Annotated in this window: 16 protein-coding genes; 3 read left to right on the top strand and 13 right to left on the bottom strand. The window is 59.0% G+C overall.

Going from position 1 to position 26,643, the window contains the following annotated elements:
• Positions 1 to 49: 49 nt before the first annotated feature.
• The 4 genes from AC24GY_RS02275 to AC24GY_RS02260 form a co-directional block, all read right to left on the bottom strand.
• The gene (locus AC24GY_RS02275) at positions 50 to 427 is read right to left on the bottom strand and encodes a hypothetical protein (protein WP_487679933.1); all 378 of its coding nucleotides are present in this window, start codon (positions 425 to 427) and stop codon (positions 50 to 52) included.
• 102 nt (positions 428 to 529) lie between these two features.
• The gene (locus AC24GY_RS02270) at positions 530 to 2,014 is read right to left on the bottom strand and encodes a hypothetical protein (RefSeq protein ID WP_487679931.1); all 1,485 of its coding nucleotides are present in this window, start codon (positions 2,012 to 2,014) and stop codon (positions 530 to 532) included.
• 293 nt (positions 2,015 to 2,307) lie between these two features.
• Positions 2,308 to 5,586: a carbamoyl-phosphate synthase large subunit gene (carB, locus tag AC24GY_RS02265; protein ID WP_487679929.1), complete on the bottom strand. Its 3,279-nt coding sequence runs from the start codon at positions 5,584 to 5,586 to the stop codon at positions 2,308 to 2,310.
• A gap of 249 nt (positions 5,587 to 5,835) precedes the next feature.
• The gene (locus tag AC24GY_RS02260; protein WP_487679927.1) at positions 5,836 to 7,161 is read right to left on the bottom strand and encodes a hypothetical protein; all 1,326 of its coding nucleotides are present in this window, start codon (positions 7,159 to 7,161) and stop codon (positions 5,836 to 5,838) included.
• 125 nt (positions 7,162 to 7,286) lie between these two features.
• Here AC24GY_RS02260 and asnB point away from each other — a divergent pair, with 125 nt between their 5' ends.
• Both asnB and AC24GY_RS02250 read left to right on the top strand, forming a co-directional pair.
• Complete coding sequence (gene asnB / locus AC24GY_RS02255; protein ID WP_487679925.1) at positions 7,287 to 9,191, top strand: asparagine synthase (glutamine-hydrolyzing); 1,905 nt, start codon at positions 7,287 to 7,289, stop codon at positions 9,189 to 9,191.
• Positions 9,188 to 10,381: a glycosyltransferase family 4 protein gene (locus tag AC24GY_RS02250; RefSeq protein ID WP_487679923.1), complete on the top strand. Its 1,194-nt coding sequence runs from the start codon at positions 9,188 to 9,190 to the stop codon at positions 10,379 to 10,381. The genes asnB and AC24GY_RS02250 overlap by 4 nt, the downstream gene beginning before the upstream one ends.
• A gap of 38 nt (positions 10,382 to 10,419) precedes the next feature.
• Here AC24GY_RS02250 and AC24GY_RS02245 read toward each other — a convergent pair whose 3' ends face one another.
• From AC24GY_RS02245 to AC24GY_RS02220, 6 genes are all read right to left on the bottom strand, one after another.
• The gene (locus tag AC24GY_RS02245) at positions 10,420 to 10,917 is read right to left on the bottom strand and encodes a L,D-transpeptidase (RefSeq protein ID WP_422321829.1); all 498 of its coding nucleotides are present in this window, start codon (positions 10,915 to 10,917) and stop codon (positions 10,420 to 10,422) included.
• A gap of 185 nt (positions 10,918 to 11,102) precedes the next feature.
• Positions 11,103 to 12,287, bottom strand: coding sequence for an FG-GAP repeat domain-containing protein (locus AC24GY_RS02240; protein ID WP_487679920.1), 1,185 nt, complete (start codon positions 12,285 to 12,287; stop codon positions 11,103 to 11,105).
• Between the two features lie 48 nt (positions 12,288 to 12,335).
• A complete protein-coding gene (locus tag AC24GY_RS02235; protein WP_487679918.1) occupies positions 12,336 to 13,079 on the bottom strand; it encodes a putative 4-mercaptohistidine N1-methyltransferase in 744 nt (247 codons plus the stop codon).
• A 91-nt stretch (positions 13,080 to 13,170) separates the two neighbouring features.
• On the bottom strand, positions 13,171 to 14,340 hold the full coding sequence (locus AC24GY_RS02230) for a M29 family metallopeptidase (protein WP_487679916.1): 1,170 nt from the start codon (positions 14,338 to 14,340) through the stop codon (positions 13,171 to 13,173).
• An 81-nt stretch (positions 14,341 to 14,421) separates the two neighbouring features.
• Entirely contained in the window at positions 14,422 to 15,174 is a 753-nt protein-coding gene (locus AC24GY_RS02225) for a TSUP family transporter (RefSeq protein ID WP_487679914.1), read from the bottom strand.
• Positions 15,171 to 16,181 carry a sugar phosphate isomerase/epimerase family protein gene (locus tag AC24GY_RS02220; RefSeq protein WP_487679912.1) on the bottom strand — a complete coding sequence of 337 codons (1,011 nt, stop codon included), beginning with the start codon at positions 16,179 to 16,181 and terminating at the stop codon, positions 15,171 to 15,173. Before AC24GY_RS02220 ends, AC24GY_RS02225 begins: the two co-directional genes overlap by 4 nt.
• Before the next feature lie 121 nt (positions 16,182 to 16,302).
• Here AC24GY_RS02220 and AC24GY_RS02215 point away from each other — a divergent pair, with 121 nt between their 5' ends.
• Positions 16,303 to 18,627 carry a M1 family metallopeptidase gene (locus AC24GY_RS02215; RefSeq protein ID WP_487679910.1) on the top strand — a complete coding sequence of 775 codons (2,325 nt, stop codon included), beginning with the start codon at positions 16,303 to 16,305 and terminating at the stop codon, positions 18,625 to 18,627.
• A 3-nt stretch (positions 18,628 to 18,630) separates the two neighbouring features.
• On the opposite strand, the gene treY is transcribed toward AC24GY_RS02215, so the two are convergent.
• The 3 genes from treY to treS are packed head-to-tail and all read right to left on the bottom strand — an operon-like array spanning position 18,631 to position 26,569.
• Positions 18,631 to 21,468 (bottom strand): malto-oligosyltrehalose synthase, encoded by a 2,838-nt coding sequence (treY, locus tag AC24GY_RS02210; protein WP_487679908.1) that lies wholly within the window; start codon positions 21,466 to 21,468, stop codon positions 18,631 to 18,633.
• Entirely contained in the window at positions 21,465 to 23,288 is a 1,824-nt protein-coding gene (gene treZ / locus AC24GY_RS02205) for a malto-oligosyltrehalose trehalohydrolase (protein WP_487679906.1), read from the bottom strand. Before treZ ends, treY begins: the two co-directional genes overlap by 4 nt.
• The gene (gene treS / locus AC24GY_RS02200) at positions 23,285 to 26,569 is read right to left on the bottom strand and encodes a maltose alpha-D-glucosyltransferase (protein ID WP_487679904.1); all 3,285 of its coding nucleotides are present in this window, start codon (positions 26,567 to 26,569) and stop codon (positions 23,285 to 23,287) included. The genes treZ and treS overlap by 4 nt, the downstream gene beginning before the upstream one ends.
• Between the last annotated feature and the right edge of the window lie 74 nt (positions 26,570 to 26,643).

Genomic DNA, 26,643 nt, shown 5'->3' with positions numbered 1-26,643 from the left:
GGCGAAGCCAATCCGAGTTCCCTTCATCCGCCGTATGGCATGAGCCTGACTATCCCAAACTCTTGCTGATCTCCGCATGCGCCGCAGCCACCGCCGCCTCATGCTCTCTGGCCTTGGCATAGCGCACCGCAAAACTCCCCGGCTCATCCGAGCCCATGAGCAAATGCTTCGCCTCCGCCACCAGCACATCCTTCCGCTCCTTCGTAATCGACGGCTTCTCCTCCATCGCCTCATCCATCATCACCACCAGCTGCGAAAGCTGCCTCAGCCACGCAAACCGCTCATGCTCCATCAGCAGTTGCAAAAACTGCATCGGCGACTCGATGACATTCCCCTCCTTCTCATACGCCGCCCGCTCCGCATTCATGAGCAGTTTGTGCAGACTGAGGAGCTGGTTGCGAAGGGCTGGAAGAGGATGGTCGTTCATGTCTGTCCCATAATGCAGGTTCACTCCGTCATCTATCCATTGTTAAACAGAGCCGCTCCAAAAAAAATCCAGCCCCACAGGCTGCAACAAATTGAGCCAGCCTCACGGAGCAACGGAAGAAGACAAGCCCCTCCACTCCCGGCTCCTGTAGTCATAGCTCAATGAAGGAATGCCTTCGCTGGGAGCAGCATTGATGACAGGGTGTGCCTGACCAGGATGGTCCATGGCAAAAGGCTGGCTGATATAATGGGTCAGGATCCAAGGCTGGCCATGGAGACGCAACGTCGCAGGAGAAATCTTTGCGGGGTCCACAAGTTTGCTGGCATAGACTTGATGATAAGTTGGATTCGCAGCCAGAAAATCCGACAACAGACGCGTCGCCCGGGCCTCGGCTCTCCACAAGCCGGCATGCAGCCAGCACACCAGCATCAGAGCTGTTGCCAACAAGCTTATGGCAGCCCTTTTCTGCCAATGCAGCCAACGAAGAATAACTCCCCGCCCCCAGGTCAAAATGGCCATCCCTCCGCCACCGAGCAGAAACAAACACAAGGGGTACCGCTTCCGTGAATCCAAAGAAAATCCGCCGGCAGGCACATAGATCAAACTGGCCAGCAAGAACAAGATCAACATGACCATCATCACCCTTTTGCCATGCCTTTTGCTGATCGCGTCGATCTCATTGGGAGCCGCAGGAGTCATCCACAAGGCGGCAGTACCTCCCAAGATGCAAAGGCCCAAACCAAGCCATCCCAAAGGCCATTCACTGGCGGCTATCTGCCAGAGAGCCGGGCTGAAGACAGGAGCCCAAATGTCCAGCCATTGCCAGAGCTTGCCCAGCGGACTCAGCAGAGCTGGCCAATGAAAATGAGGCTCCATATATAGGAGATGGTCCTGCGGTTTGAACAGGACGTAACCACCCAGATACAAGCATGCCACCAGCGGCGGCACCCAGCGAATGGATGATTTTAAACAAGTTCGCCACGAGTTTGGCTGTGGATTCATCAGCCACGCAGCGCCTGCCACAAAGGCCAGAGCAAAGAGCAAATGCTCATGAATCAGCAGAGAGGCGGCAAAAATCGGCCCCCAGATCAACCAGGCCCGGTTGGGAATGGAATGGATTCGCAGAAACATCCAGATAGACCCCCACAGAATCAAGGAACTCAGAACGTAGGGCAAGGCAGACGTCCAGGTTATCGCCTGGAAACCAAAGGGCGAACAAGAGGCGATGATTGCCAGTACGAGCACGCCATCCCCATTCCCACACAGGTGGCGGAAAACCAGATAGAAGAACTGGCACGTCACTATGTGCAAACCGATGGCAAGGAGCCCTGGCAGCCACGGCCCGCAATTCAGGATCCATCCGACCAGTCCATGCTGGAGAATGCGCCAGATGCCTCTTTCTTGAAAGGCATTGCCCAAGTATTCCACGCCTCCCACCCGGGCCATCTGCGACAAAGGATAGTCATCGATGGCCCAGACATAGGCCTGTACCATGGGGAAATAAGACAACAGCCCCATCAACGCGATCAATAACAGGGGCCACCATTGCCAATGAATGGGACCATGCAGAGATTGGATGTCAGCCATCCTTGGTCGTCCGTTAAGACGGTCTTGGGCAGCGTTGTGGTTGATTGAGCGCGCGATTAATGTTTATAAGAAATTTAGCCGCACGATGTCAATCTAAGGCGCGAGCCTTTTCTTTATCATTTTGTGGCGCTTTTGACTCCAACACGATGAATGCGTCACCTCAGGCATTTGGCTCCCGGCCAGAGGATGAGCATCGAAGTTTCAGAACTCCAAATGGCGGTACCGGCCAGAAACGAAAAAAGCGCGGACTTTCGTCCGCGCTTTGGAGAGCCATCAAATGAGACCAGGCAGGATTACTGATGATACTCCTGCAGCGCCCGCACCTGCACCTCGGTCCCCTGCAATGACTTGATCGCCCGCAGTGCGGCATCGGCACCGCGCAGCGTGGTCATGATCGGAATGCGGTTCTGCATGGAGGCGGTGCGGATCTTGATTTCATCCTCGCGCGGATTTTTGCCGCTGGGGGTATTGATGACGAGGGCCATGTCCTTGTTCTTCATCAGGTCGATGACGTTCGGGCGCTGGCCGCTGGCGAGTTTGGGGAGGATGTTCACCGCAATGCCGGCTTCCTTGATGACGCCGCCGGTGCCGCTGGTGGCGTAGAGGGTGAAGCCGAGGTCGGCGTAGCCCTTGGCAATTTTCACAACGTTGGGGCGGTCGGTTTCCTTGACGCTGATGAACACATTGCCCTTCGTGGGCAGGGTGCCTCCCGCGGCCATCTGGCTCTTGGCGAAGGCCATGCCGAGGTCGTAGTCGATGCCCATCACTTCGCCGGTGCTCTTCATTTCCGGGCCGAGGATGATGTCCACGCCGGAGAACTTGCTGAAGGGGAACACGGCTTCCTTGACGCTGTGATGCTTCGGAATCACTTCTTCCGTGAAGCCCAGTTCCTTCAAGGTCATGCCCGCCATGATCTTGGCGGCGAGCTTCGGCAGCGGCACGCCAATGGCCTTGCTGACAAACGGCGCGGTGCGTGAGGCACGTGGATTGACTTCGATGACATACAAGTCATCGCCCTTCACGGCGAGCTGCATGTTCATCAGGCCGCGCACGCCGAGGGCCTTGGCGAGCTTCTTCGCGGCATCGCGGATGCGGTCCTGCATCTCCTTGCTGAGGCTGAAGGGCGGGATGACACAGGCGCTGTCACCGGAGTGAATGCCAGCCTCTTCGATGTGCTCCATGATGGCACCGATGACGGTGGTCTCGCCGTCGCTGATGCAGTCCACATCCACCTCGGTGGCGTCTTCGAGGAAGCGGTCCACCAGAACGGGGCGGTCGGGCGTGGCCTCGACGGCGTTCTTCATGTAATGGGTCAGTTCGGCGTCGCTATAGACGATCTGCATGGCACGGCCGCCGAGCACGAAGCTGGGGCGCACGAGGCTCGGGTAACCGATCTTCGCCGTGATGGCCAGCGCCTCTTCCAGCGAGGTGGCGGTACCGCTCGGGGCCTGGTGCAAACCGAGATCGTCGAGCAGCTTGGCGAACATCTTGCGGTCTTCGGCGAGCTCAATGTTCTTCGGCGAGGTGCCGATGATGCGAACGCCGTTTTCTTCCAGCCCCTTGGCAAGGTTCAGCGGGGTCTGCCCGCCGAATTGCACGATAACGCCGAGCACCTGATCATGGCGGTTTTCGCGCTCGTAGATGTTCAGCACATCCTCCAGCGTCAGCGGCTCAAAGTAGAGTTTATCGGAGGTGTCGTAGTCGGTGGAGACGGTCTCGGGATTCGAGTTCACCATGATGGTCTCATAGCCCAGCTCACGCAGGGCGAAGGACGCATGCACGCAGCAGTAGTCGAATTCAATGCCCTGACCGATGCGGTTTGGACCGCCACCAAGGATCATGACCTTCTTGCGGTCGTTGTCCCGCACTTCGTCCTCGATGCCGTAGGTGCTGTAGTAGTAGGGCGTGTAGGCCTCAAACTCCGCCGCGCAGGTGTCCACGAGGCGGTAGGTGGGAACCACTCCATACTTGATGCGACCGGCGCGAATGTACTTCTCATCCACACCAAAGGAATGAGCGAGTTGCTTGTCGGAGAAACCCATGCGCTTCCATTTGCGCATCGCCGCGGCGAGCACTTCCGCCTTCTTTTCCTCGGTGCGTTCAGCTTCCGGAATCTGGGCGATCAATGCTTCGCCAGACTGGCTGGGGATGAGCAAGTCTTCCTTCACGATGTCCTCAAGCTGCCTCAAGAACCACCGGTCAATCTTCGTCAGCTCAAACACGCGCTCCACGCTCCAGCCCTTCGCGAAGGCCTGCCCCAGGAAGAAAATGCGCTCCGCATTCGGCACCGTGAGCTTCGAGGTCAGCGTCTCGTCATCCACTTCCTTGTCGGCACCATCGCCGATGAGGCCGAAGCGCTTGATCTCCAGACTGCGCAGGGCCTTCTGCAAGGACTCCTTGAACGTGCGGCCGATGGCCATGGCCTCGCCCACAGATTTCATCTGCGTGGTCAGCGTTTCGTTGGCACCCGGGAATTTTTCAAAGGTGAAGCGCGGCACCTTGGTCACCACGTAGTCGATGGACGGCTCAAACGAAGCTGGTGTCTCGCGGGTGATGTCGTTCTTCAGCTCGTCGAGCGTGTAGCCGACGGCGAGTTTTGCGGCGATCTTCGCGATGGGGAAGCCGGTGGCCTTCGAGGCGAGCGCCGAGCTGCGGCTCACGCGCGGATTCATCTCAATAACGATCATGCGGCCCGTGTCTGGATGCACGGCAAACTGGATGTTGGACCCACCCGTCTCCACGCCGATCTCGCGGATGCAGGCGAAGGAGAAATCACGCATGATCTGATACTCGCGATCCGTCAGCGTCTGGATGGGAGCCACGGTGATCGAGTCACCCGTGTGCACGCCCATGGGGTCCAAGTTTTCGATGGAGCAGATGATCACGCAGTTGTCCGCCTTGTCGCGCATGACCTCCATTTCGAACTCCTTCCAGCCAAGGAGCGATTCCTCGATGAGCACTTCCGTCACGGGAGAGAGATCCAGACCGCTGGCCGTGATGGTTTCAAACTCTTCCTTGTTGTAGGCGATGCCGCCGCCGGTGCCGCCCAGGGTGTAGGCGGGGCGGATGATGAGCGGCATGGTGCCGATCTGCTCGGCAATGGCGCGGGCCTCTTCAATCGTGTGGGCCACGCCGGACTGCGGCAGGTCGAGCCCGATCTTGAGCATGGCGTTCTTGAACAGCAGGCGGTCCTCGCCCTTCTCGATGGCATCCGGCTTCGCGCCGATCATGCGCACGCCGTGCTTTTCCAGCGTGCCGGCACGGTGCAGGGACATGGCGCAGTTCAGCGCGGTCTGGCCGCCCAGCGTGGGCAGCAGCACATCCGGCTTTTCCTTGATGATGATCTTCTCCACCATCTCAGGCGTGATCGGCTCGATGTAGGTGCGGAAGGCAAACTCCGGATCCGTCATGATCGTCGCCGGATTCGAGTTGATGAGCACCACTTCATATCCTTCTTCGCGCAGGGCCTTGCAGGCCTGGACGCCGGAATAGTCAAATTCACAGCCCTGGCCGATGACGATGGGGCCGGAACCGATGACGAGGATGCGATGGATGGTTGTATCTTTGGGCATGGGGGAGGAAAAATATGACGAAATCCGGGTGTGGACGACGAGTGCGGCGGGTTGAGAGGGGTAGAAAGCGTATGATCTGGGCGCTTTCGGAGCGAAGGAACCACTGGCTGGCAGGCTAGGGCTACGGCATCGCGGGGCCGGAAAGCCCGGCATCTTGCACAGTCGATGCGGTGCGTCAAACGCAGGGGTGGAAAAGACGTTAAATAGCTCCCAAAAAGGAGCTGTTTTTCCGATTTTCCGCTCCTCAGCTCAGTTCACCCAGATTTTGACCCCGATAGCCTTGTAGGCCTCGGTCATTTCCTGCGCGATTTGTGAATAACTTCGCCCATCAAGGAGCAGGTCCAGATGCTTGAACGGCGCGGTTTCGGACTTCATGTCCGGCGGCGGAAAATTCGTCGGGTAGCTGAAGCGCCCACCTTCAAGATGCTTGACGCGGGGGTCTTTGAAAAAGGTGCGCAGAGCTTCGGTCTCGCCAAAGACAGCGTCCATGAACTTGATGAACCGCGTGCCTTTCTTGTCGCCATCCAGATGGCAGAAGAAGTACACCGCCAGCACGGAGCGGAAGTAGAGCTCCCCCATCTTGCGATTGGTGGTGTTGGCAATGCCAGACCAGGTGCCACGGTTCATCTTCAGATGTTCTTCCAGATTGCCAATCTCGATGGCATACCCACGCTTCTGCATCTCCTGAATGTGGTCTTTCAGTCCTTTCTGGTGGGCGTCGGCACGGAATTTGCCGGCGTTATAGGGCAGCATTTCCGTGTATTCAGCCGTGCCCTCGATGACCCACACGGGCAGGAAGGTGAGGTAGGCGTCCATCACCTGATGCGTGATCTCATGGATCAAGGTGCCCCCATCGTAGTTCTCGTCCTTGGCGTAGGTCTTGCCCAGAAGCTTGAGGCCGATGCTGGGAAACGGCACACGGAAGATCTTGTCCCCGCTCATGTAAACACCACCGGAGTTTTCAGGCCCACCGGCGGCGATGTAATCCTTCCGTGTCTCAAACAGCTCGGCCTGATAGCGTTCGAAACCCTCAGGTGGACGGCAGACCACACCCCAGGGTAGTGACGAGACGAGTGTCTTCGTGGCCTCAAAAGTCCGCGCCACTTCTTTCATCACGCTGGGCATGAGTTTGGCCTGCGCGGTGAATTCAAATCCCTCAGACCGGTACACGCACTTTCGCGCCGCCACATTCTCCTCAATCACCTGAATTTCAATGGACTTCGTCGGAACCACGACGTTTTCCGGCCAGGTGCGTTTCTCGACGGGAACCCGGTTCAAAGAGAGCGCGGTCACGGCAGGCGTTGCCCCCTGCGCGGTGGATGGAGCTGGCGCAGCCAGACTCTTCACAAAGGCCTGATCTTCGGCACACAGGCGGGTGAGAGGCAGCTGGTGCTCTTTGCCATCCGCCATTTTCAAGGTGACGCTTTCGGCGTTGCTGCTGACCAGAGTGGCTTGGATGATCCGACCCTGCGTGTCTTTCCACGGCCGGGGAGCTGCGTCCTCGGCCACTGCCAGTTGAGTGTGCGCGATCGTACAGCACATGGCCAGAATGATCCGGGAAGGACGGAAGTTCATGCTAGATTTATACAATGCCTGATGTTGATGGTGCAAATGCTTCCTGTTTGAAACCAGTAAAAGGATGTCATGGTGAGCGGGACTCGACCCTAGGTTTCGGCCACTTTTTTTAATTTCGACATATTATGTGCGGTTTTCTCGGATGGTTTCGTTCGCCAAACACGCCCTGGCGTGAAGACGAGCGTGCCTTGCGCAGGATGGCTCTGCAGATGATCGTGCATCGCGGTCCGGATGACAGCGCAGAGGCTGAAGGTGAAGACTGGTGGATGGGCTTCCAGCGGCTTTCGATTTTGGATTTGAGCGATCACGGTCGGCAGCCCATGGCGTTTGGGGGCGGAAGATTCACGCTCACCTTCAACGGCGAAATTTACAATTTCCGCGAACTGCGCGCCGGCCTCGGCGAAGTAAAACTGCCATCCTCAGGAGACACGGCGGTGCTCGGGGCGCTGCTGGAGCGTGCGCCAGTTGAGAAGGTGCTGGCGGAGTTGCGCGGCATGTTTGCCATCGCCTGGCGGGATGCGGAAGCGGGATCGTTAGTGCTGGCGCGGGATCACTTTGGCATCAAGCCGCTGTATTATCGCATCACCGCAGACGGAGATCTGGTTTACGGCTCTGAACTGCGTGCCGTGCGCAAACTCGGCGGTGGCGGCCAGGTTTCTCGCGTTGCCCTGGCGCAGTATTTTCAGCGGGGCGCGGTGCAAAGTCCGGAAACGATGTTTGGTGACGTGCGCTGCCTGCCCCCGGGTCACCTGCTCACATGGCGCGGTGGCAAGGCCGAGGTAAGACGCTGGTTTCAGCCTGCCTGGCCCGGGCGCGAGGCCTGGGTACATGACCCGGTGGAGCAGCACCGCATGGTGCGTGAGGGCGTGCTGGAAAGCGTGAAGGCCCACATGATCTCCGATGTGCCAGTGGGCGTCTTCTTGAGCGGTGGGCTGGATTCAACCCTCCTGGTAGCCTGCATGCGTGAGGCAGGCCAGAAGCACATCAAGGCGTTTTCCATCGGCTACGAAGAAAACGCGGGGGTGCCGGACGAGAGCGATACCGCGCGGCGAACGGCGGAATATTTTGGCTGCGATTTCGTCCGTGAACGACTGACGGCGGCTTCGCTGGAGTCGAGTCTGGACGGCTATTTTGATCAAATGGACCAGCCGACGGGCGATGCGCTGAACACCTGGCTGGTGTCGCGGCTGGCTTCCAAAGAGGTCAAGGTGACGCTCAGCGGACTGGGTGCCGACGAGTGGTGGGCTGGCTACAATTACCATCGCCTCATCGCCGTGGCGGCGAAGTCACCGCTGCTTGCGGCAGGCAGCTGGGTGCGCGGATTGGATTCACTGCTGCCTCAGGGCGCGCGTGGACATAAGGCATGGAAGATGCTTTTTTACGCTCTGGGCGGTGCCGGACCCAACGTGCGCGAATGGCAGTCCTTTGGACGCACGATCATGCCGCCTGAACAAGTGGCACGACTTCTGCATGGAGATTTCAAAATGCCATCCTCCCCGGTATTCGAACCGCAGTCCCAAGACTCGTGGCTGCACGAACTGCTTCTGCGTGAAACGGAGACCTATCTGGCCAACACCCTGCTGCGTGACAATGACGTGATGAGCATGGCTCACTCGCTGGAATTGCGTGTGCCACTGGTGGACAAGGAGATCTTTGCGCTGGCGGGCAGGCTGCCGCCGGAGTGCAAACTGGACACACTGGGCGGCAAACGTGTGCTGCGCGAGGCCTTCCGGAGCCTCCTGCCCCCGCAGATTTATGATGACCGCCAGAAGAAAACCTTCACGCTCCCGCTGATGAAATGGATGCGGCTGCCCCAATGGCAGGAACGCATCCGCGACACGCTGGGCTCCCAGCACTGCCGTGACCGCGGCTGGGTGGATGATGTGCAGAAGAATGAGATTTGTGAACAATATTTCAGCGGCAGCCTGGAATCCACCGCAGCATGGCCATTGAGTCAGCGCGTTTGGATGCTATACGTGCTGGAGGAATGGGCGCGACGACACTACGACGAAATGAGGGAACACCAATGACACCGGGCATTTTACAGGTGTTCAACCGCTACCTTTCCCCTGGCGGCGAAGAGATGAGCGTGGACCGCATCTACCATCATCTGAGCGCTCAGCATGCCATGTCACGGTGCTTTTTCGACAGCGCGGACTGGAAAGGCGAAGCTGCTCCAGGACCTGCCGCGCAGGCAAAGCGGCTCTTCTACAACAAAGAATCGCGCGCGCAGTTTGAAGCGGCCTTGGATGCCAGTGGCGCGGGCGTTGCCCTGTTTCACAACATCTTTCCGGTCGGCTCGCCGTCGTTGTACCATGCCGCTCTGCAGCGTCGTCTTCCCGTGGTGCAGTATCTGCATAATTATCGACCCTTTTCAGTCGGCGGGACTCTGCAGGTGGACGGCAAGATAGTGCAGGACGCACTCTACGGCAGCTACTGGAAAGAGGTTTTCTCGGGTGCGTGGCAGGGGTCGGTGGTGAAGAGCGCCCTCTTCGCGGTCATGCTGAAGGCCCTTCACCGCAGCGGCTGGTTGAAGAGTGTGAAGGCGTGGATCGCCATTTCAGATTTCATGCGGCAGAAGCTGGTCAGTTCCGGTTCACTGCCTGAGGCACGGGTCCACACCCTGCGTCATGCCTGGGATGCCATGCCGCAGCCCCCTGTGGCGGAGGATGCGGGCTACTACCTCTTCCTTGGACGTCTGGTCGAAACCAAAGGCGTCATTCCCTTGCTGGATGCCTGGGACGAATTGCGTGCGCAGCTCGGAAAAAAGACCCCCTTGCTGCACATCGCCGGCGAAGGTCCGCTCAGCGATGCCGTGCAGCAGCGCGTCCGCACCAATCCCTACATCGGCCAGCTCGGCCACACGGGCGGGGAAACCAAACGCGAGGCGCTGCGGCGCTGCCGCGCGGTGATCGTGCCTTCCACATGGTGGGAGCCTCTCGGCCTTGTGGTCTACGAAGCGTATGATTATCGCAAACCGGTGCTCGCCGCTAAATCAGGCGGTTTGAGCGAGATCGTCCAACATGGCGTCACTGGTCTGCAGCATGAGCCGGGTAGTGTTCATGGCATCGTTCAGGATGTGCTGGCCATGGAGGCCACACCTGCCACGGAGCGTCTCGTGATTGGCAGCGCAGGGCGTCAGTGGCTGCTGCGGGAAGCGAGTCCGCAGGCATGGCTGCAGCGTTTCGAAGAGATCCTGGCCGAAGCAGTGAGAAACTAACAGCGCCGGGCAACAACCGTAAACGGCTTGGCCAACCCTCACTGCATGATCGTCACGCGCGCGCCGACAGGCGCGTGCTGGTAGATCGTCTCGGCCATGTCGCGCGGCAGGCGGATGCACCCGTGCGATGCCGGGGATCCAGGATTGGGAATCGCTCCCGCATGCAGCCCGACTCCATAACCCGTGATGCGCATCCAGTAGGGCATCCTGGCACCCACGAAACGTCCACCCGGAGGGATGCGTGAAACACCCGCGGTGGCGTTGCTGTTCACCACATTTCCATTGCTGTCCACAATGACGCCGTAGCGGTTCGAACGCTTGTCCACGATCTTTTCCATGATGCGAAACGTGCCCGTGGGAGAAGCAAAGCCACTGCGTCCGGAGGCGACGTAGGTCCAGCCAACGTTTTCACCGCCTTTAAAAAGATAAGCCTTCTGTTCGCTGAGATCGATGTTCACACTCAGCGGGCCAGGCTTGCTGCTGCCATGCCACACATACATGACCGGCTGGGATGCCAGCGGCGGCATGATCGTCATGGGCCGACGAACCATTTCAATGCGCGAAGAGAACAAGGAAAACTCAGGCACAGCACACTGGCTCAGGAGCAGTGCGCAGGCGGCAGAAATGAAAAGACGAGTGACTCTCATAGCGATCACAATTCTAGGAGCACATAGCGTGCATATGCAACCCATGAGCTTGAGCTAGAAGCCAGTTTAAATTTTCACTGGTTTCGCTGATTCCAGTAAATCTTAATATTCTTGCTGCGACGGCCCGCAGCGATGATCTCCAAATCGCGATCGCCATCCAAGTCAGCGCAAACAGCATCTTCACAGGCCATGCCGCCATCATCGATGAAGGCCTCCTGCCAGCCGTTGCCATCCTCTTTCGTCGTCCAGAACAACTTCACCGCCACCTTGCCAACCTTCTGCTGCGCACGCCAGCCGACGACGATCTGGCGGTTGTTCAGGCCGAGCAGATCATGCGTGGCGATGGCATGCCCATCGACGAGTTGATCGCTGATCACATGGCGCTGCCACTCACCGTTTTTGGGCCCTTCCGGCTTCGGTGTGTAAATCACCAGCTTGTCCCCATGCATCGGCTCGATCGTCGTTACATACGGCTGCCCGCCCGCAAACGCGCCATATCGAACTTCACCCGCCCCAAGGAGATCGGTGGAGTCTTTCGGATGCTTCGAGATCCAGTGTTCCTTCCACCCGTTGTCAGATTGATCCAGCCGCACCACGCCTTCGCGTCCACACAGCAGCAGACTTTCAGCCTCCGTGCCCGGAGCAGGAATAATGTCGAGATTGTGCGTCTTGTGCATCGTCCCCTGCACCAGCGTGGTGTTCCACTCCTTGTGCGGATCATCCGGCATGTGGTAGGCCAGCACGCGCACGCCGGCGCCTTCACCATTCTTGTCATTGCCGCGGCCATGCAGCGGCACCACCACGAGGTCATAGCGTCCGGCACGATTGCGCACCCACTTCATGCGGTGCGTTGTCGGCTCATGCTTCAGTTGCACCGGCTCCCATTTCTGCGTGCGATCCGCCGGCGGGATCAAGTAAAACACGGCTCCGCTTCCCACCGTGTCGCCCGGGTTCCACCCGCCCCCAACGGCGATCTCACACTTGCCATCGCCATTGATGTCACGCGCCGCGATGCACACGTGATCCTTCTCCGTCAGCTTTTCAGCGATGATGTGCTTCTTCCACGTCGGGTTCTCATACCAGACGATCACATGGCTGTCCGCCAGCAGGATGTCCGTGCGCCCATCGCCATTCACATCCGCCACTGCGAGTCCGTAGCCGATGCCCACAGCATCATCGATCTGCTGTTCTTTAAAATTCGGAGTCTGCGCCTGTACAGAGGCGGCAAGGAGGGAGGCAAATAACAACGCGTTTTTCATGATCACCCAGCCTAGACGTAAACGCCGGCGGGAATCAATCTCACAAACTCACGCATCCTCGACTTTCCGCCGCCACCTCATTCCCAGCGCCACGCTCCACTGATACTTCCGCGCATGCTCGCGGATCAGAAACGGCATGTCGCAGGTCTTGGCGAGATCAAAGTGCGGCTCCAGCAGGGATGTGAGCCACTCGCGCGTCGAGCCCTGCGGCCAGTTGCCACGCGGCGTGAAGTCTTCCAGCCAGGTGCAGGGCGTTGTCAGCAGCAACTGCCCACCCGGCCGCACGAGGTTCGGCAGACGCTCGATGAGCTTCATCGGATCGGTCAGCCGGCACAGCAAATTCGCCGCATGCACGATGTCATAATCTCCAAGGTCGCTGCGCAGGTTCATCGCATCCCCTTGCTCAAAGCGCACGCGATCACGCCGCAGATTCTCCGGCACGTAAGCCACCAGCGCCGTTTTCGCACTGCCTTCATCCACTCGCTCGTAGCTCATGCTGCCATCGCGTGCCAGTGACGCCGCTGCATCGACAAAACTCTGCGAGTAATCAATGCCCAGCACACTGACACCGAAATTCGCCAGCTCAAAACTCGAACGTCCCACCGCACAGCCCAGATCCAACGCGACCGCCTCACACGGCGTGCGCGGCAGATCGATCAGCTCCATCACCGTGCGCACTGGAAACCCCAGCGCCTCACGCGGCCCGCTCTCCCACGGCAGCACCTCCGCAGGCTGGCCGTAATGAAAGAGCAGGTATTCGTCGAGCAGGCGACGCGTTTCGTAGATGTTCATGCACGTTTAATGGAGGTCAGGCTTCCAGCCTGACAACGGCCAGGGGCTTCCAGCCTTTGTTTGATCAGGACTCGGGGCTCATCCTTCAGGATTACTCAGCAGCCAAAGCTTCCAACAAATACTTCGACGGCTGGAAGTGCTCATTCAAGACCGTGACCACGCCATCGCGGAACATGCGCGTCTGCTTGATGTCGAAATTCGGCGTTTTGTGGGGCGCGAAGAGAATGTCATCATGCGTCGCGTTTTGATGACGCTTGAACTGCGCAGGTGTGATGTGCCCGCCCAGATGATCGTCACGCCCCGTGGCCAGATGGCAGGTACCCAGCACTTTTTCATCCTGGATGTCTGCGCCCGAAACCGGCAGTACCTGGGTTCCAAAACCAAGTTCTCCAAGCACACCCGTCATGGGGTCATCAGCCAGCTTGGCATTGTGCGCATCAATCGTGCTCTGGTTGCCCGCAATGAGCTCCGCCTTGATGATGCAACCGCCCGTGACGGTCAGCTTGCCCAGCGTGCCATCTTCGTATTTCAGCGGGAAGGTGCCTTCCGCCCCTGTCGGCACGAAGTAAACCTCACCGGCCGGCAGATTCGCGATGTCAGGTGCATCGCCTTGGCAGAGGCCGTGGCTCTTCTGCGCCTCCTGGCGGTTCAATTCGAGACGCACCGTCATGTCGGGCCCATTCTCAACGGTGAAATCGATTTCCACCCAGTCCGCACGCGTCATCGCCTTGCGCAGCTTTTCGGCATCGACGCTGACGACTTCGTAATCCACTGCGAGACCCGAATTCAGAATGACATCGTTCACACCATGCAGCGTCGCCCCTCGGAAGCCATATTGCTTCGCAAACGCCGTCAGCGGCGCGGTTGCGGAGAAGGTCGAGATGCAGAGGATGATGTCGTAGTTCGGATAAACATCCTTCTCGAGGCTCAGCTCCTTGCCGCTCATGTCCACGCAGAGATCAGGCAGATCGAGATTGCTGCCGGTGGTCTGCTGGTAGGCAAACATTTCGCCACCCTTCAGCGCCAGCTCTTCGGCCACGCCGTTTTTCAGCCCCAGATAAAAATGATCATGTGCCCGCTTTTGAATGGGTCGTTCCGGATTATTCAAGAACGCATAATCTTTCGCTTCAGCGAGATCTGGCAGATCGATGAGGATGCAGATCTTGCGCCCGAAAGTGGGCTTGAACACGGTGCCGAGCAGGCGTGAGAGATCGAATTTTGGAAACTGACGTCCTTGGGCAGTGGTTTGAACGGTTGACATGGGAGCAGCGATCATAGGCATGGGAGAGTGTCAGGCAAATACGCCCTGCACTTTTAGGTGGATTCATTGAATTGCGCTCCATCAGCCAAACTGATCCCATAACAATTTCGCCACCATCGCCAGCACCACGGTGATGAAGATGATGCGGATAAACGGCGCCCCATGACGAATCGCCATTCCCGCACCCAACCGCCCGCCAATGAGCTGCCCGCAGATCATCGCGGCTGCGATTTCATAATTCACCCGCCCATAGGCCACGAAGACAAGTAACGAAGCCATGTTGCTGGTGAGATTCGCAACCTTCGTGAAAGCCGTGGCACGCGTCAGTTCCAGTCCCAGAAGTGAAATGCAGGCCAGCGTCCAAAACGTGCCCGTGCCAGGACCAAAAAAGCCGTCATAAAAACCAAGCACGCTGCCCGCCAGACACGCGAAAGCTCCGAGCCTCAGCCGCGCCTTTGCCGTCGTTTTCCCCAGCCCCGGACTGAGCAGCACATAGACAGCAATGCCCAGCAGCATCCAGGGCACGATTTTTCTCAGCACTTCGTTGCTTACTTGCGTCACCGTCCAAGTACCCAGACAGGCTGCCACAAACGTGATGAGCACCGTGAGCCTCACTTGCTGCCACGAAACAAACCCCGCCTTCGCATACTTCCGCACCGCCATCAGCGTGCCCCACACGGCCTGCATCTTGTTCGTCCCCAGCGCCATTTGCGGCGGCAGTCCCGCCCACAGCAATGCCGGCACAGAAATCAACCCTCCACCACCCGCAACAGCATCGATGAATCCAGCACTGAGCCCTGCGACAAACAATAGCGTGATGGTTTCCCAGCTCATGCTTTGCGACCCAGGATGCGGTCCAGCGAATCCGAGGTCTGGTAGATCAGCGCCTCCGGATAATGAGGATAAGGATGGAAGTATTCGAAGGTCAGAAATCCTTCATACCCTGTGTCAGCGAGGGCATCGGTCACCGCAGGCCAGTTCGTCGTTCCATCAAGCAGAGGGCGGAAGGTTTCGAGACTGAAGTCGGTGCCCTTTTTGGTGAATTCCTTCAGGTGCACGTTCTTCGTGCGCTTCCCCAGCACCTTGGCCCAATGCTCGGGAAACTGAAACATGCTGATGTTTCCCGTGTCGAAATGCACGCGCACATGCTCGCTGCCAAAGCTGTCCACAAAGGCGTTCATCTCCATCGGCGTCATCAGGTAGCCATTGAAAAAGATGTTCTCGATGTTGAGGCAAACCTTAAGCTTCTCCGCCTGCTTCGCAAGCTGCCCCACGGCCTCGCGCGCCCGCTGATCGCACACATCATTCGCTACCGGCTCATGATCCGTGCGCCATGGGATGTGCACCGCCCCGGGCACCACCAGCACATTCTCCACACCCAGATCATGCGCGCATTGGGCTATTTTCCCTGCAAGCTCCATCCCCTGCGCCCGCTTCGCAGGATCATTGCTCGTCAACGGATACGGCCAGAATAGGAACGAGCACAGCCCGCTGATGTGAATACCAATCTCGTCCGCCATCTTGCGAATCTTCACATAATCCGCCGTGCCATGCTTCGGCGAGAGATCGTTGTCGAGATCGTAGTTCAACTCGATGCCGTCAAATCCCGCGTCTTTGGCCAGTTGCATGCACTCACGCAGCGTCATGCGCTCCGGATAAGGAAAGGCCCACAGGTTGATCGACTTCAGCATCTTGTACTTCTTCACCGCCCCCCGCCGTGCATCAGGCGCGGCGGCCGGAGCCGCACGCACAGGCTCAAAGGCCAGGGCGCTGAGGCCCACGGAGGCAATGGTGGCCTTGAGGGCGTCACGACGGGAAAGAGTGTCTGCGGGTGGATTCATGGTTTGATGCAATCAGAAGCAGGAAACGAAGGCAAGCGGAAGAAACTCACCGCGCCTCGCAAGATCAGTTGAGCAGGATGCGCTTGCCTTTGACTCAGGCATTTGGAGAATCGCCCTTCTCATGAAACTGCTCATTCCTGTCTTTTTCGCCGCCCTCACTCTTTCCGCCGCTGAGTCCGGCGCACCGGTCGGCAAGTTTCAGCAGCTTGATCCCACGATCCCAACACCATCCGCGCAGCGCAATGCTTCCGGCGCTCCCGGAACTGCCTACTGGCAAAACCGCGCTGACTATGACATCAGCGTCGAACTCGACGACGTGAAGCGCACCATCACCGGCGAGGCCACAGTGACCTATCACAATGCCTCCCCGGATCCCCTGACCTACCTGTGGGTGCAGCTCGATCAGAATTTTCTTTCCCACACCGCAGACTCGCGCGCCGTGCCAAACACCAAGCGCGGCATTGATCCCAGCAAGATCACTTATTCCGCGCTCGACCGCCTGCTGGCCTACGAAGACTACGATGGCGAGATGAAGATCACCAAGCCCACCGATGCCAAGGGCAATCCACTGCCCCATGCCGTGGTGAAAACCATGCTGCGTCTCGACTTGAACGAACCCCTCGCCGCCGGAGCCGACTTCGTTTTCAAGATCGCCTGGAGCTACCCAATCAACGACTGCGAACGCATCAATGCACGCACCGGTTACGAATTCTTCAAAGAGGACGGCAACACCATCTACACCATCGCTCAGTGGTTCCCACGCATGGCAGCCTACACGGACTACGCCGGCTGGATCAACAAGCAGTTCCTCGGCACCGGCGAGTTCACCCTCGAATTCGGCAACTACACCGTGCGCCTCACCGTGCCGGATGATCACCTCGTGGCCGCCACGGGCACACTGCAAAATCCAGACACCGTCTTGTCCAAAACCCAGCGCGACCGCCTGAAACAAGCCGAAAGCGCAAAGGCAAAGCCCCTTTTCATCGTCACACCGGACGAGGCCAAAGCTGCTGAAAAATCCAAGCCCAAAGGCAAGAAGACCTGGATCTTCCAGGCCGACAACGTCCGGGATTTCGCCTTCGCTTCATCACGCAAATTCATCTGGGATGCGATGGCTGTCGAAGGAGCCAAGGTGAACAGCAAGCCCGTGATGGCCATGTCCCTCTACCCCAAGGAAGGCATGCCGCTGTGGGACAAGTATTCGACGCACGCCATCGCGCACACGATCCAGGTCTATTCACGCTACACCTTCGAGTATCCGTATCCGGTCGCGTGGTCGGTCAACGGTCCCATCGGCGGCATGGAATACCCGATGATCTGCTTCAATGGCCCGCGCCCTGAGAAAGACGGCACCTATCCCGAAAAGACCAAATATGCCCTCATCGGCGTGGTGATCCATGAAGTCGGACACAACTACTTCCCCATGATCGTGAACAGCGACGAGCGCCAGTGGACCTGGATGGACGAGGGGCTGAACTCCTTTGTCGAATTCCTCACCGAAGAAGAATGGGAGAACGACTGGAAGCACCGCCGCAACGAACGCGGCATGACCGACTACATGCGCCTCAAGGACCGCGCGCCGGTGATGACCAACTCCGAATCCATCGCCGATCTCGGCCCCAATGCCTACGGCCAGCCCACCGTGGCGCTGAACATCCTGCGCGAGCACATCCTCGGCCGCGAGGCCTTCGATCACGCCTTCAAGACCTACGCCAAGCGCTGGATGTTCAAGCGCCCCACCCCGTCCGACTTCTTCCGCACCATGGAAGAAGCCAGCGGCGTCGATCTCGATTGGTTCTGGCGCGGCTGGTTTTACAGCACCGACCATGTCGATATCTCCGTCGATGAAGTGAAGTGGCTGCAGCTCGACTCACGCGATCCCGCCATCGAGAAACCCAAAAAGAAAAAGGAGGAGGACGAACTGCCCAAAACCCTCACTCGCGAGCGCAACTACTCGCTCTCCAAGCGCATCGACCGCTACCCCGAACTCAAAGACTTCTACGACAGCTATGACAAGGCCACCGTCCTGCCGAGCGAAAAGAAGAAATTCGAATCACTCATCAAAGAGCTCAAAGAAGAGAAGATCGATCCCGCACTGCTGCAAACCAAACACAACTTCTACCTCATCGAATTCAGCAACGTCGGCGGCCTCGTCACCCCGGTGATCTTGAAAGTCGATTACACCGACGGCAGCAGCGAAGAACTCAAGCTCCCCGCCGAAATCTGGCGCTTCAACACCGAGAAATCCGCCAAACTCCTCTTCACCAAAAAGGAGCTGAAATCCGTCACCTTCGATCCCCGCCAGGAACTCGTGGACACCGACATCGAAAACAACTTCTGGCCACGCCGCCCGGTGAAAAGCAAATTCCAGCTCTACAAAGACGACAAACCTGTGAATCCCATGCGGGAACTCACCAAGCCTGAGAAGGAAGACGAGAAGAAGTAGCTTTCAAACCAGGGCATAGACGGCCACCGGCAGCACACGCAAGGCTTCGGCAATAGTGCACGAGGTCTCGCTGACGGTGAATTTCACCCCGGTGAAAAGTTCGCAAACCTCCCTGCCGACGAATTCCTCCGGCCACTCAAGTGCCGTGTCACGCCAGGCATCGCCCACCGGCGGGAAGCCGACGCGTGCAGTCAGTCGCGGAACGATCACCAGCAGCGCGCTGCCTTCATGGCGGCGCACAAACGCCACACAAGACTCGCTGTACGCCCCGGTGGCATTCACATCGCTGAAACTGCCCTGCATGAACAAGGCTGGATGGTTGCGCCGGAAGTTTAAAAGCTGGTGCGTGACGTGCAGCTTGATGCGGCCGTCACGCCATTCATTCAACAGCACCGACGGCTCAGTGTATGCAAGAGAGGCGAGCGCCTGACGCCGCGCTGCGTAATCAACCTGACGGCGGTTGTCAGGATCCACCAGGCTGAAGTCCCACAGCTCCGTGCCCTGGTAGAAATCAGGCATGCCGGGCACGGCCGCCTTGAGCACGGTCTGCGCGAGGGAATTGACCATGCCAAGCTGCGCCACCTTCTCCGCCAGCAGCTTGAAGTTGTCGAGAAAGCGGTTGGCCCCGGCACGCAGCAGCTTCGCCACGAATTCGCGCACGGCGTTCTCCCATTCCTCGTTCGGCTGCACCCAGCTGCTGTTCACCTTGGCCTCTTTGATGGCCTTGATAAGGTAGTCTTGAATGCGGCCCAGATAGATGGCCCGTGCCGCCTTGTCCATCGGTGCCAGCGGCCAGGTCCCCAGCAGCGTCTGATAAACCAGGTATTCCTCATTCGCATCCGGAGCCAGCTCGCCCTCGATCTCGCGTTTGTGCCGGCGGTTGATCGTCTGCCAGCGGCGCAGCGCCTTGCGCCATTCCGTGGGCAGTTCAGACAACCCCGCGATGCGCGCCCGCACATCCTCGCTGCGCTTGGTGTCATGCGTGGAGGTCGCCAGCATGCAGTGCGGATGCTCACGCTGCCGGGTCATGCATTCATTGAAGAATTTTTCTGGCGAGATCGCAAAGTGATGCGGTTCCCCACCGACCTCGTTGAGCGCCACCAGGCGGTTGTAAATGTAGAAGCTGGTGTCTTCCACGCCTTTGGCCATGATCGGTCCGGTGCACTGCTGAAACTTCATCACGAAGTGCATGTGCTCGGCACGAGTCTGCTCATCGATGTTCTCTGGAAATTTCTTCAGCAGGATCTCTCCTAGGAAATCAAACATGGAGCGTTCAATGCCGGGATTGCGGCGTTCCGCCAGCCGCACGGCACGACGCACCGCGACAATGTCCTCCGCACTCGGTTCCTGATCAGGCGCGACATAGGTGCGGTACACGGGAAAGCAGGCGATCACTTCGCGCACCGCCGTGGTCAGCGCATTCAGCGTGAAGTCCCGATACCAGCGGTTGCTCTCCGACAACCGGTCCAGCATGAAGGCCAGCACGTTGATCTCGCTGGCCAGCGCGAGCCGCATCACCAGTTGTTTGCGATGGTACGCGATCTCATGGAAGTTCGTCACGCTGCCAATGAATTTCGCATAGGTCTCCGTCAGCGACTTTTCAGCAGCGGGATCGACCAGCAGCCGGACGGCCTGATTGGCAAACTCATAGCCGGTGGTGCCGTGCACGGGCCAGTCAGGGCGCAGCCTCTCATCACCGAGGAGGATCTTTTCCACCACAAGGTAGAGCGGCATCCCATCCCCGCTGTCGGGTAAAAGCTGGCCGGCACGCGACTGCAGCAGCGCAAGGTATTCAGCAGGATTCCAAAGTCCGTCCACGTGATCAATGCGCACACCATCGAGTGAACCGCTGGCGATCAGTTCAAGCAGCAGGCGGTGCGTCGCCTCGAAAACCTCCGGCAGTTCCACGCGGATGGCCGCGAGTTCATTGATGTCGAAAAAGCGCCGGTAGTTGATCTCCTCCGCCGCCACACGCCAGAAGCTCAGGCGGTAGGCCTGCGCAGTGAGGAGTTCGTCAAACGCATCAAAGCTGCGTGCATCCCCCGGCCTGCCCTCGATCTCTCGCAGGGTCGCGTTGATGGCTTCAATCAGCTCCGGACATTCATCGCAGCGCCGCAGCAGGCGGCGCTTGATGATTTCCTTTTCGCGCAAACGCTCGGCGACTTTCTCCGGATCTTTCTCCGTGCGCGGCGGCAGATGCTCCAGTGCGGTGATGACGCTTTGAAACTCCGCCAAAAAGTCATCCGCCACGCCCATCGCGGCCAGTTTGATCAGCGCCGGCACAAGGATCAGCGTGTAGGTGCGCGGAGCAAGAGGCAGTCGTTTGTCGAAATAGCGCAGGAAGAAAGCCCCTGCCTCAAACTCCAGCTTGAACTCGCCACGCTCCAGCACACGCCCGTACTGGTCACCCAAAATGGGCAGCAGCACTCGGTTGTTGAGATCACTCTTCAGCGGTTGCCAGTCGATGTCGAAATGCGGCGCAAATTCGGAACTGGGGCCGTTTTCGAGCACGTCCGTCCACCATGTGTTCACCGGTGAGCCTATCCCCATGTGATTCGGCACAAAATCAACAATCTGCCCCAGCCCATGCGCATGCAATGTAGAGACGAACTCCTCGTAGTCCGCCCGTGTACCGATCTCGGGATTCAGTTCATTGTGATCCCCGATGTCATAACCATGCAGGCTCCCCCGACCCGCATGGAAGAAGGGCGAGGCATAGACGTGGCTGATGCCGAGATCCCGCAGATACGGCACAAGCTCACGCGCCTGCTGGAACGTGAAGTGCTTGTTGAACTGCAGCCGATAGGTCGAGCAAGGGATATGTGAACGGGTGTGGGTCATGGTGTCGCTTGCATGACGAGCAGCTCCGGCTGGGTGAATGCCACCCGGCCGGTCACAGGGTCAAACCCCGCAGCACCGCTGCCGCCAAAACGTGGGTCGTTGGTTGATAAAAAGCACTGCCAGTCAGCGGCCGGCAGTGTAACATTCAGCGTTGTGGGCGCGAGATGCGCCAGCACCAGCCAATCACAACGCTCGCCGACATACATCAGCGCCACTGCGCCGAGATCCAGCACCTCCCAGCCTGAGCGCGACACCGGCCGCAGTGCGGTCTCCTGCGCGCGCAACTGCAGGCACTCGCGATGCAGGGCCATCAGTTCCTGGTGCGGAGACCGCACCGTTTCAGTCCAGTCCAGCTTGGAACGCATGAAGGTTTCATGGCTTTGCGGATCAGGAATCCGCCGCGCAGATTCTGGATCTCGAAACTCCGGAAAGCGCGCGAATTCCTTGCGCCGGCCTTCAGTCACCAGCCGTCCCAGTTCATCGTTGTGGTTGGTGAAGTACTGAAAGGGCGTGCTCGCCCCCCATTCCTGGCCCATGAACAGCATCGGCGTGGCCGGTGCCAGCAGCAGCAGGGCGCTGGCTGCGCGATAAGCCTCCTGCGTAGTAATCTGATGCAGCCGTTCGCCAAAGGCGCGATTCCCCACTTGATCATGATTGCTGATGCAGAAGGCAAATTTTTCCGGCGGCAGATGATCACTGCTGCTGCCACGCGGCACCCCCAGGTGCTTGCTCAACTGACCGCGGTAGTGCCAGCCATGCCACAGCTCATCTGTCAGCTCCGCCGCGCTTCCGGTAAAATCCTCCTGGTAGGATCTGTCACCCAGCGCCACCTGGATCGAGTGGCAAAAATCATCGGCATACACCGCATCCATGCCATGGCCGTCCGGTGCGATCACCGCCGCCAGATTGCGTTCATCCTCGGCAATCACAAACGCGCCGCGTTCATGCGCCGCATCACCAATCTCCGCCAGCAGATGGCGGGAGGACGCGTCCAGAATCGCATGCGTGGCATCCAGCCGCAGGCCGTCGAAATGAAATTCATCGAGCCAGTAGGCCACATTCGAGAGGAAATACTCCCGCACCGCCGGATGCTGCTGGCCGTCGTAATTCAGCGCCGCACCCCAGGGAGTGTGCACTTCGTCCTTGAAGTAAAAGCGGCTGTAAACGCCGAGATAATTGCCATCAGCCCCCAGATGATTGTACACCACATCCAGCACCACGGCGATCCCCTGGGCATGCGCGGCATCCACCAGCGCTCGCAGATCGTCCGGCGTCCCATAACAACGCGCCGGGGCAAACAAGCTCACGCCATCGTACCCCCAGTTCCTGGCTCCGGGAAAATCAGCCACGGGCATGATCTGCAGCGCGTTGATTCCCAGGTCACGCAGATGCGGCAGCTTTCCGATGACCGCTAAAAAAGTTCCCTCGCTCGTGAAGGTGCCCACGTGGATCTCATACAAAACGAGATCACGCAGCGGCGGACATTTCCATCCCGCATCCTTCCATGCATGCACACTCGGATCGACCACCATGGACGCATCATGCACGCCATCAGGCTGGCAGCGTGAAGCAGGATCAGGGAACGGCCCTTCACCGTCCACCACATACTGATAGCGGTCGCCCGCCCCGCCCCGCAGATCCACTCCGCAGTGATAGCCACCCGCATCCTTCATCAGCATCAGGGTGCGGCCCCCATCTCCCTTGGCGGGTTGGATCCGCACCTCCACCTGCTGCCGTTCCGGCGCCCAGATGCGGTAGCGAACTCCTTCCTCAAGGATTTCGGCGCCCTGCGGACGCAGTCTGCGCACACCTTCGCTCATGCAGGTGGTCCCCCATCAAGGATGTGCGAGATGCCGCGGAGGGGAATGTATATCCATTCGGGCCGGTTGTTCAGCTCGTAGCAGACCTCATACACCGCCTTCTCCAGCAGATAAGCGTCGATCAGCATCTTCAGCGTCTTCTCAGACTCCGGCAGAATGGATGCGCCCTTCGCGGTGCCGAGATAGGCGTCGAGAAAGTTGGTGCTGATTCTCTTCACCCAGATCTCCGCCCACTTTTCCAGGTTCTCGGTTTCACCTGCCTTCAGCCCATGCTGCTGTGCCAGCGCCGTGTACGCGGCGTAGTGAAATGAGCGCAGCATCCCGGCCACATCGCGCAAGGGGGATCGCTTGATGCGGCGCTCACTGAGCGGCCGGGCCGGTTCCCCCTCAAAATCGATGATGCAGAAATCACGCCCTGTGTTCAGCACCTGGCCCAGATGGTAGTCACCATGGTGGCGGATGCGCGTGGCATTGATCTTGTGCTCCAGGATGGCCGCCTGGCGGCTGAGAATTTCATCCTGCCGCTGCAGCAGCGCCGCCGCCTCTTCACGGTAGGGTTCGGGCAGGGACGCCAGCCGCTGATGCAGCAGCTGACTCATCCGCCGCGTTCCGGAGCGCATGGACTGATAGAGTGAACGCTGGTAGAGGCCTGTAAACTCCTCCGGCGCAAAGTTGGGATCAGCATCATCCGCAGCCAGCGCGAGGTGCATCTGGGCCGTGCGCTCGCCCAATTGTCGGACACGCTCGGGATACACCCCGCCGACGACCTCGTCGATGAGATCCGGCATCAGCTCCACATTGCTCTCCGGCGGCAGTGCCAGCACGCGTTCATGGGTCAGCACACGTTCATAATAACGACCCAGCGCCCCCAGGGTGTACTCCCACGCATCACCTTCATTTGACACGTTCGCCACCAGCAGCGCCAGAACTCTCGGCTCCGCTCCCTGCGCCCGGTACTCGATCGCACCGCAGTAGCCGGGAACATTCGTGAAGCCTTGCCGCTCGCTGAGGAAACGCAGCAGCTCGGCATCTGGATTCTGGCCGGGCTCCGGCTTGCGGTAGAGCTTTAGGAAATAGCGGCCGTCATAAATGACTGCGGAATTGCTTTGCTCAGCCCGCAGCGCGCGTGAAGGCAGCGGCAGCGTAAATTCCGCAGACTGCTCCTTGAACGCCGCCCCGCAGATGCCCACGAGTTCACCCGAGCGCCCGCGCAGAGACTTCTCACCGAGAATGATCTCAAGCAGCGCTGAACGAAAATTTTCATCATCCAAGGCGTCAAACAGCACACCTTCGCCGTCCGCTGAGGCAAAGCGAGCCACGATAGACTCGGAGGCCTGGCCTGCGGCCGCCAGTTGCAGCGGCAGCAGGTACAATTCCGGCGGTACTTCGAAATAATTGACCTGCAGGAAGGCCAGTCGCCCGGCATCGCCGCCCGTCGTGGCCTGTCCAAGAGACACCATTTCCTGCACCTGCACGCTGCGCAGGGCATGCGCCTTGCCACCAAACCACCGGCAGTGCTGCAGACACTCCGGCAGTGTTTGCTCAGTGAACGCATGACTGTGCAGCGCCGCCAGCACACTGGCCCAGGTGGCCGGCTGCTCCACCTGCGGAGGCGTGAATGCCCCTCCGATGCGCGACGGCTCGGTGTTTTGCTCCAGCGTCAGCCACAGATAATCGTGCGGCCCCATGGTGAGGAAGTAGGGCGTGGCGGCAATGCCTGGAAAACGGTTGTGACTGAACACTTCCATCGGCCTCAGCCCCTGCCAGTGAGCCAGATCCAGCTCCACCGCCTGCGCAAAGCGCGACAAATTCGCCACCACCAGGATTTTCTCCTCCTCGAACTCCTTCACAAACGCAATCACCCGCGGATTGTCCGAAGGCAGAAACACCATGCTGCCACGCCCAAAGGCCTTGAAGCGCTGCCGCATGGCCACGATGCGGCGCGTCCACCACAGCAATGACGAAGGATTGTACTCCTGCGTCTCCACATTGACCGCTTCATAGTGATATTCCGAGTCAATGATCACCGGAAAATAAAGCTGCTGCGCGTTCGCCCGCGAAAATCCCGCGTTGCGGTCCATGCTCCACTGCATCGGCGTGCGCACGCCATTGCGGTCGCCGAGGTAGATGTTGTCCCCCATGCCGATCTCATCACCATAGTAAATGATCGGCGTTCCCGTCATCGACAGCAGCAGCACATTGAGCAGTTCTATCTTGCGCCGGCTGTTGCGCAGCAGCGGTGCCAGACGGCGGCGGATTCCCAGGTTGATGCGCGCGCGCTGGTCTGCCGCATAGACACGGTACATGTAGTCACGCTCCTCGTCGGTCACCATTTCCAGCGTCAGTTCATCGTGATTGCGCAGAAACATGGCCCACTGCGAATTCGCGGGAATCGCCGGCGTCTGCTCCAGAATGTCGATGATCGGAAAACGGTCCTCCATCTGCAGCGCCATAAATAGCCGCGGCATCACCGGGAAATGAAATGCCATCGAGCACTCATCCCCGTCCTTGCCAAAATAGGCGGCAGCCTCCTCCGGCCACTGGTTGGCCTCAGCCAGCAGCATCCGGTTCGGGAACTTGCTGTCAATATGCGCCCGCAGCCTCCGCAGAATGGCATGTGTTTCAGGCAGGTTTTCACAGTTCGTACCGTTACGCTCGATGAGGTACGGCACCGCATCCAGCCGCAGTCCGTCCACCCCCATGCCAAGCCAGAAATCGATGGCTTTGAACATCACCTTTTCCACCTCGGGGTTGTCCCAGTTCAAATCCGGCTGATGCGCATAGAAGCGGTGCCAGTAATAGGCGTTGGCCAGCGGATCCCAGGCCCAGTTGGACTGCTCAAAATCCTTGAAGATGATGCGCGCCTCGCGGTAGGGCTCCGGTGTGTCGCTCCAGACATAAAAGTCACGCTCGGGCGAGCCGGGCTTGGCGCGGCGTGCACGCTGAAACCACTCGTGCTGGTCGCTGGTATGATTGAGCACCAGCTCCGTGATCACGCGCATGTTGCGCCGGTGTGCCTCATCGAGAAACTCCTGGAAATCCGCCAGCGTGCCATAGACCGGATTTACGGATGTGTAATCCGCCGTGTCATAGCCGTCATCACGCAGCGGAGAAGGGTAAAACGGCAGCAGCCACAGGGCCGTCACTCCCAGTTGCTCCAGATAGTTCAGCTTCGAAATCAGCCCGCGAAAATCGCCGATTCCGTCCCCGTCCCCGTCACAGAAGGCACGCACATGCAGCTGATAAATGATGGCATCTTTAAACCACAGTGGATCGCTCATGAACACAGTTGCCGCAGTCCGAACATAGATGCAAGGCTCCATGCTCCCTGCGCAGCAGCATACCACAAAACCTT

This window comes from Prosthecobacter sp. Pr1 (assembly GCF_057652315.1).
The sequence above is the reverse complement of the archived record's forward strand: the minus strand, read 5'-3'. Positions and strand labels throughout refer to the sequence as shown.

What these genes read in the sequence shown, in the direction of transcription:
- AC24GY_RS02275 (WP_487679933.1), bottom strand. Translation starts at nt 427, where the DNA reads ATGAACGACCATCCTCTTCCAGCCCTTCGCAACCAGCTCCTCAGTCTG.
- AC24GY_RS02270 (WP_487679931.1), bottom strand. Translation starts at nt 2,014, where the DNA reads ATGGCTGACATCCAATCTCTGCATGGTCCCATTCATTGGCAATGGTGG.
- carB (WP_487679929.1), bottom strand. Translation starts at nt 5,586, where the DNA reads ATGCCCAAAGATACAACCATCCATCGCATCCTCGTCATCGGTTCCGGC.
- AC24GY_RS02260 (WP_487679927.1), bottom strand. Translation starts at nt 7,161, where the DNA reads ATGAACTTCCGTCCTTCCCGGATCATTCTGGCCATGTGCTGTACGATC.
- asnB (WP_487679925.1), top strand. Translation starts at nt 7,287, where the DNA reads ATGTGCGGTTTTCTCGGATGGTTTCGTTCGCCAAACACGCCCTGGCGT.
- AC24GY_RS02250 (WP_487679923.1), top strand. Translation starts at nt 9,188, where the DNA reads ATGACACCGGGCATTTTACAGGTGTTCAACCGCTACCTTTCCCCTGGC.
- AC24GY_RS02245 (WP_422321829.1), bottom strand. Translation starts at nt 10,917, where the DNA reads ATGACGATCATGCCGCCGCTGGCATCCCAGCCGGTCATGTATGTGTGG.
- AC24GY_RS02240 (WP_487679920.1), bottom strand. Translation starts at nt 12,287, where the DNA reads ATGAAAAACGCGTTGTTATTTGCCTCCCTCCTTGCCGCCTCTGTACAG.
- AC24GY_RS02235 (WP_487679918.1), bottom strand. Translation starts at nt 13,079, where the DNA reads ATGAACATCTACGAAACGCGTCGCCTGCTCGACGAATACCTGCTCTTT.
- AC24GY_RS02230 (WP_487679916.1), bottom strand. Translation starts at nt 14,340, where the DNA reads ATGTCAACCGTTCAAACCACTGCCCAAGGACGTCAGTTTCCAAAATTC.
- AC24GY_RS02225 (WP_487679914.1), bottom strand. Translation starts at nt 15,174, where the DNA reads ATGAGCTGGGAAACCATCACGCTATTGTTTGTCGCAGGGCTCAGTGCT.
- AC24GY_RS02220 (WP_487679912.1), bottom strand. Translation starts at nt 16,181, where the DNA reads ATGAATCCACCCGCAGACACTCTTTCCCGTCGTGACGCCCTCAAGGCC.
- AC24GY_RS02215 (WP_487679910.1), top strand. Translation starts at nt 16,303, where the DNA reads ATGAAACTGCTCATTCCTGTCTTTTTCGCCGCCCTCACTCTTTCCGCC.
- treY (WP_487679908.1), bottom strand. Translation starts at nt 21,468, where the DNA reads ATGACCCACACCCGTTCACATATCCCTTGCTCGACCTATCGGCTGCAG.
- treZ (WP_487679906.1), bottom strand. Translation starts at nt 23,288, where the DNA reads ATGAGCGAAGGTGTGCGCAGACTGCGTCCGCAGGGCGCCGAAATCCTT.
- treS (WP_487679904.1), bottom strand. Translation starts at nt 26,569, where the DNA reads ATGAGCGATCCACTGTGGTTTAAAGATGCCATCATTTATCAGCTGCAT.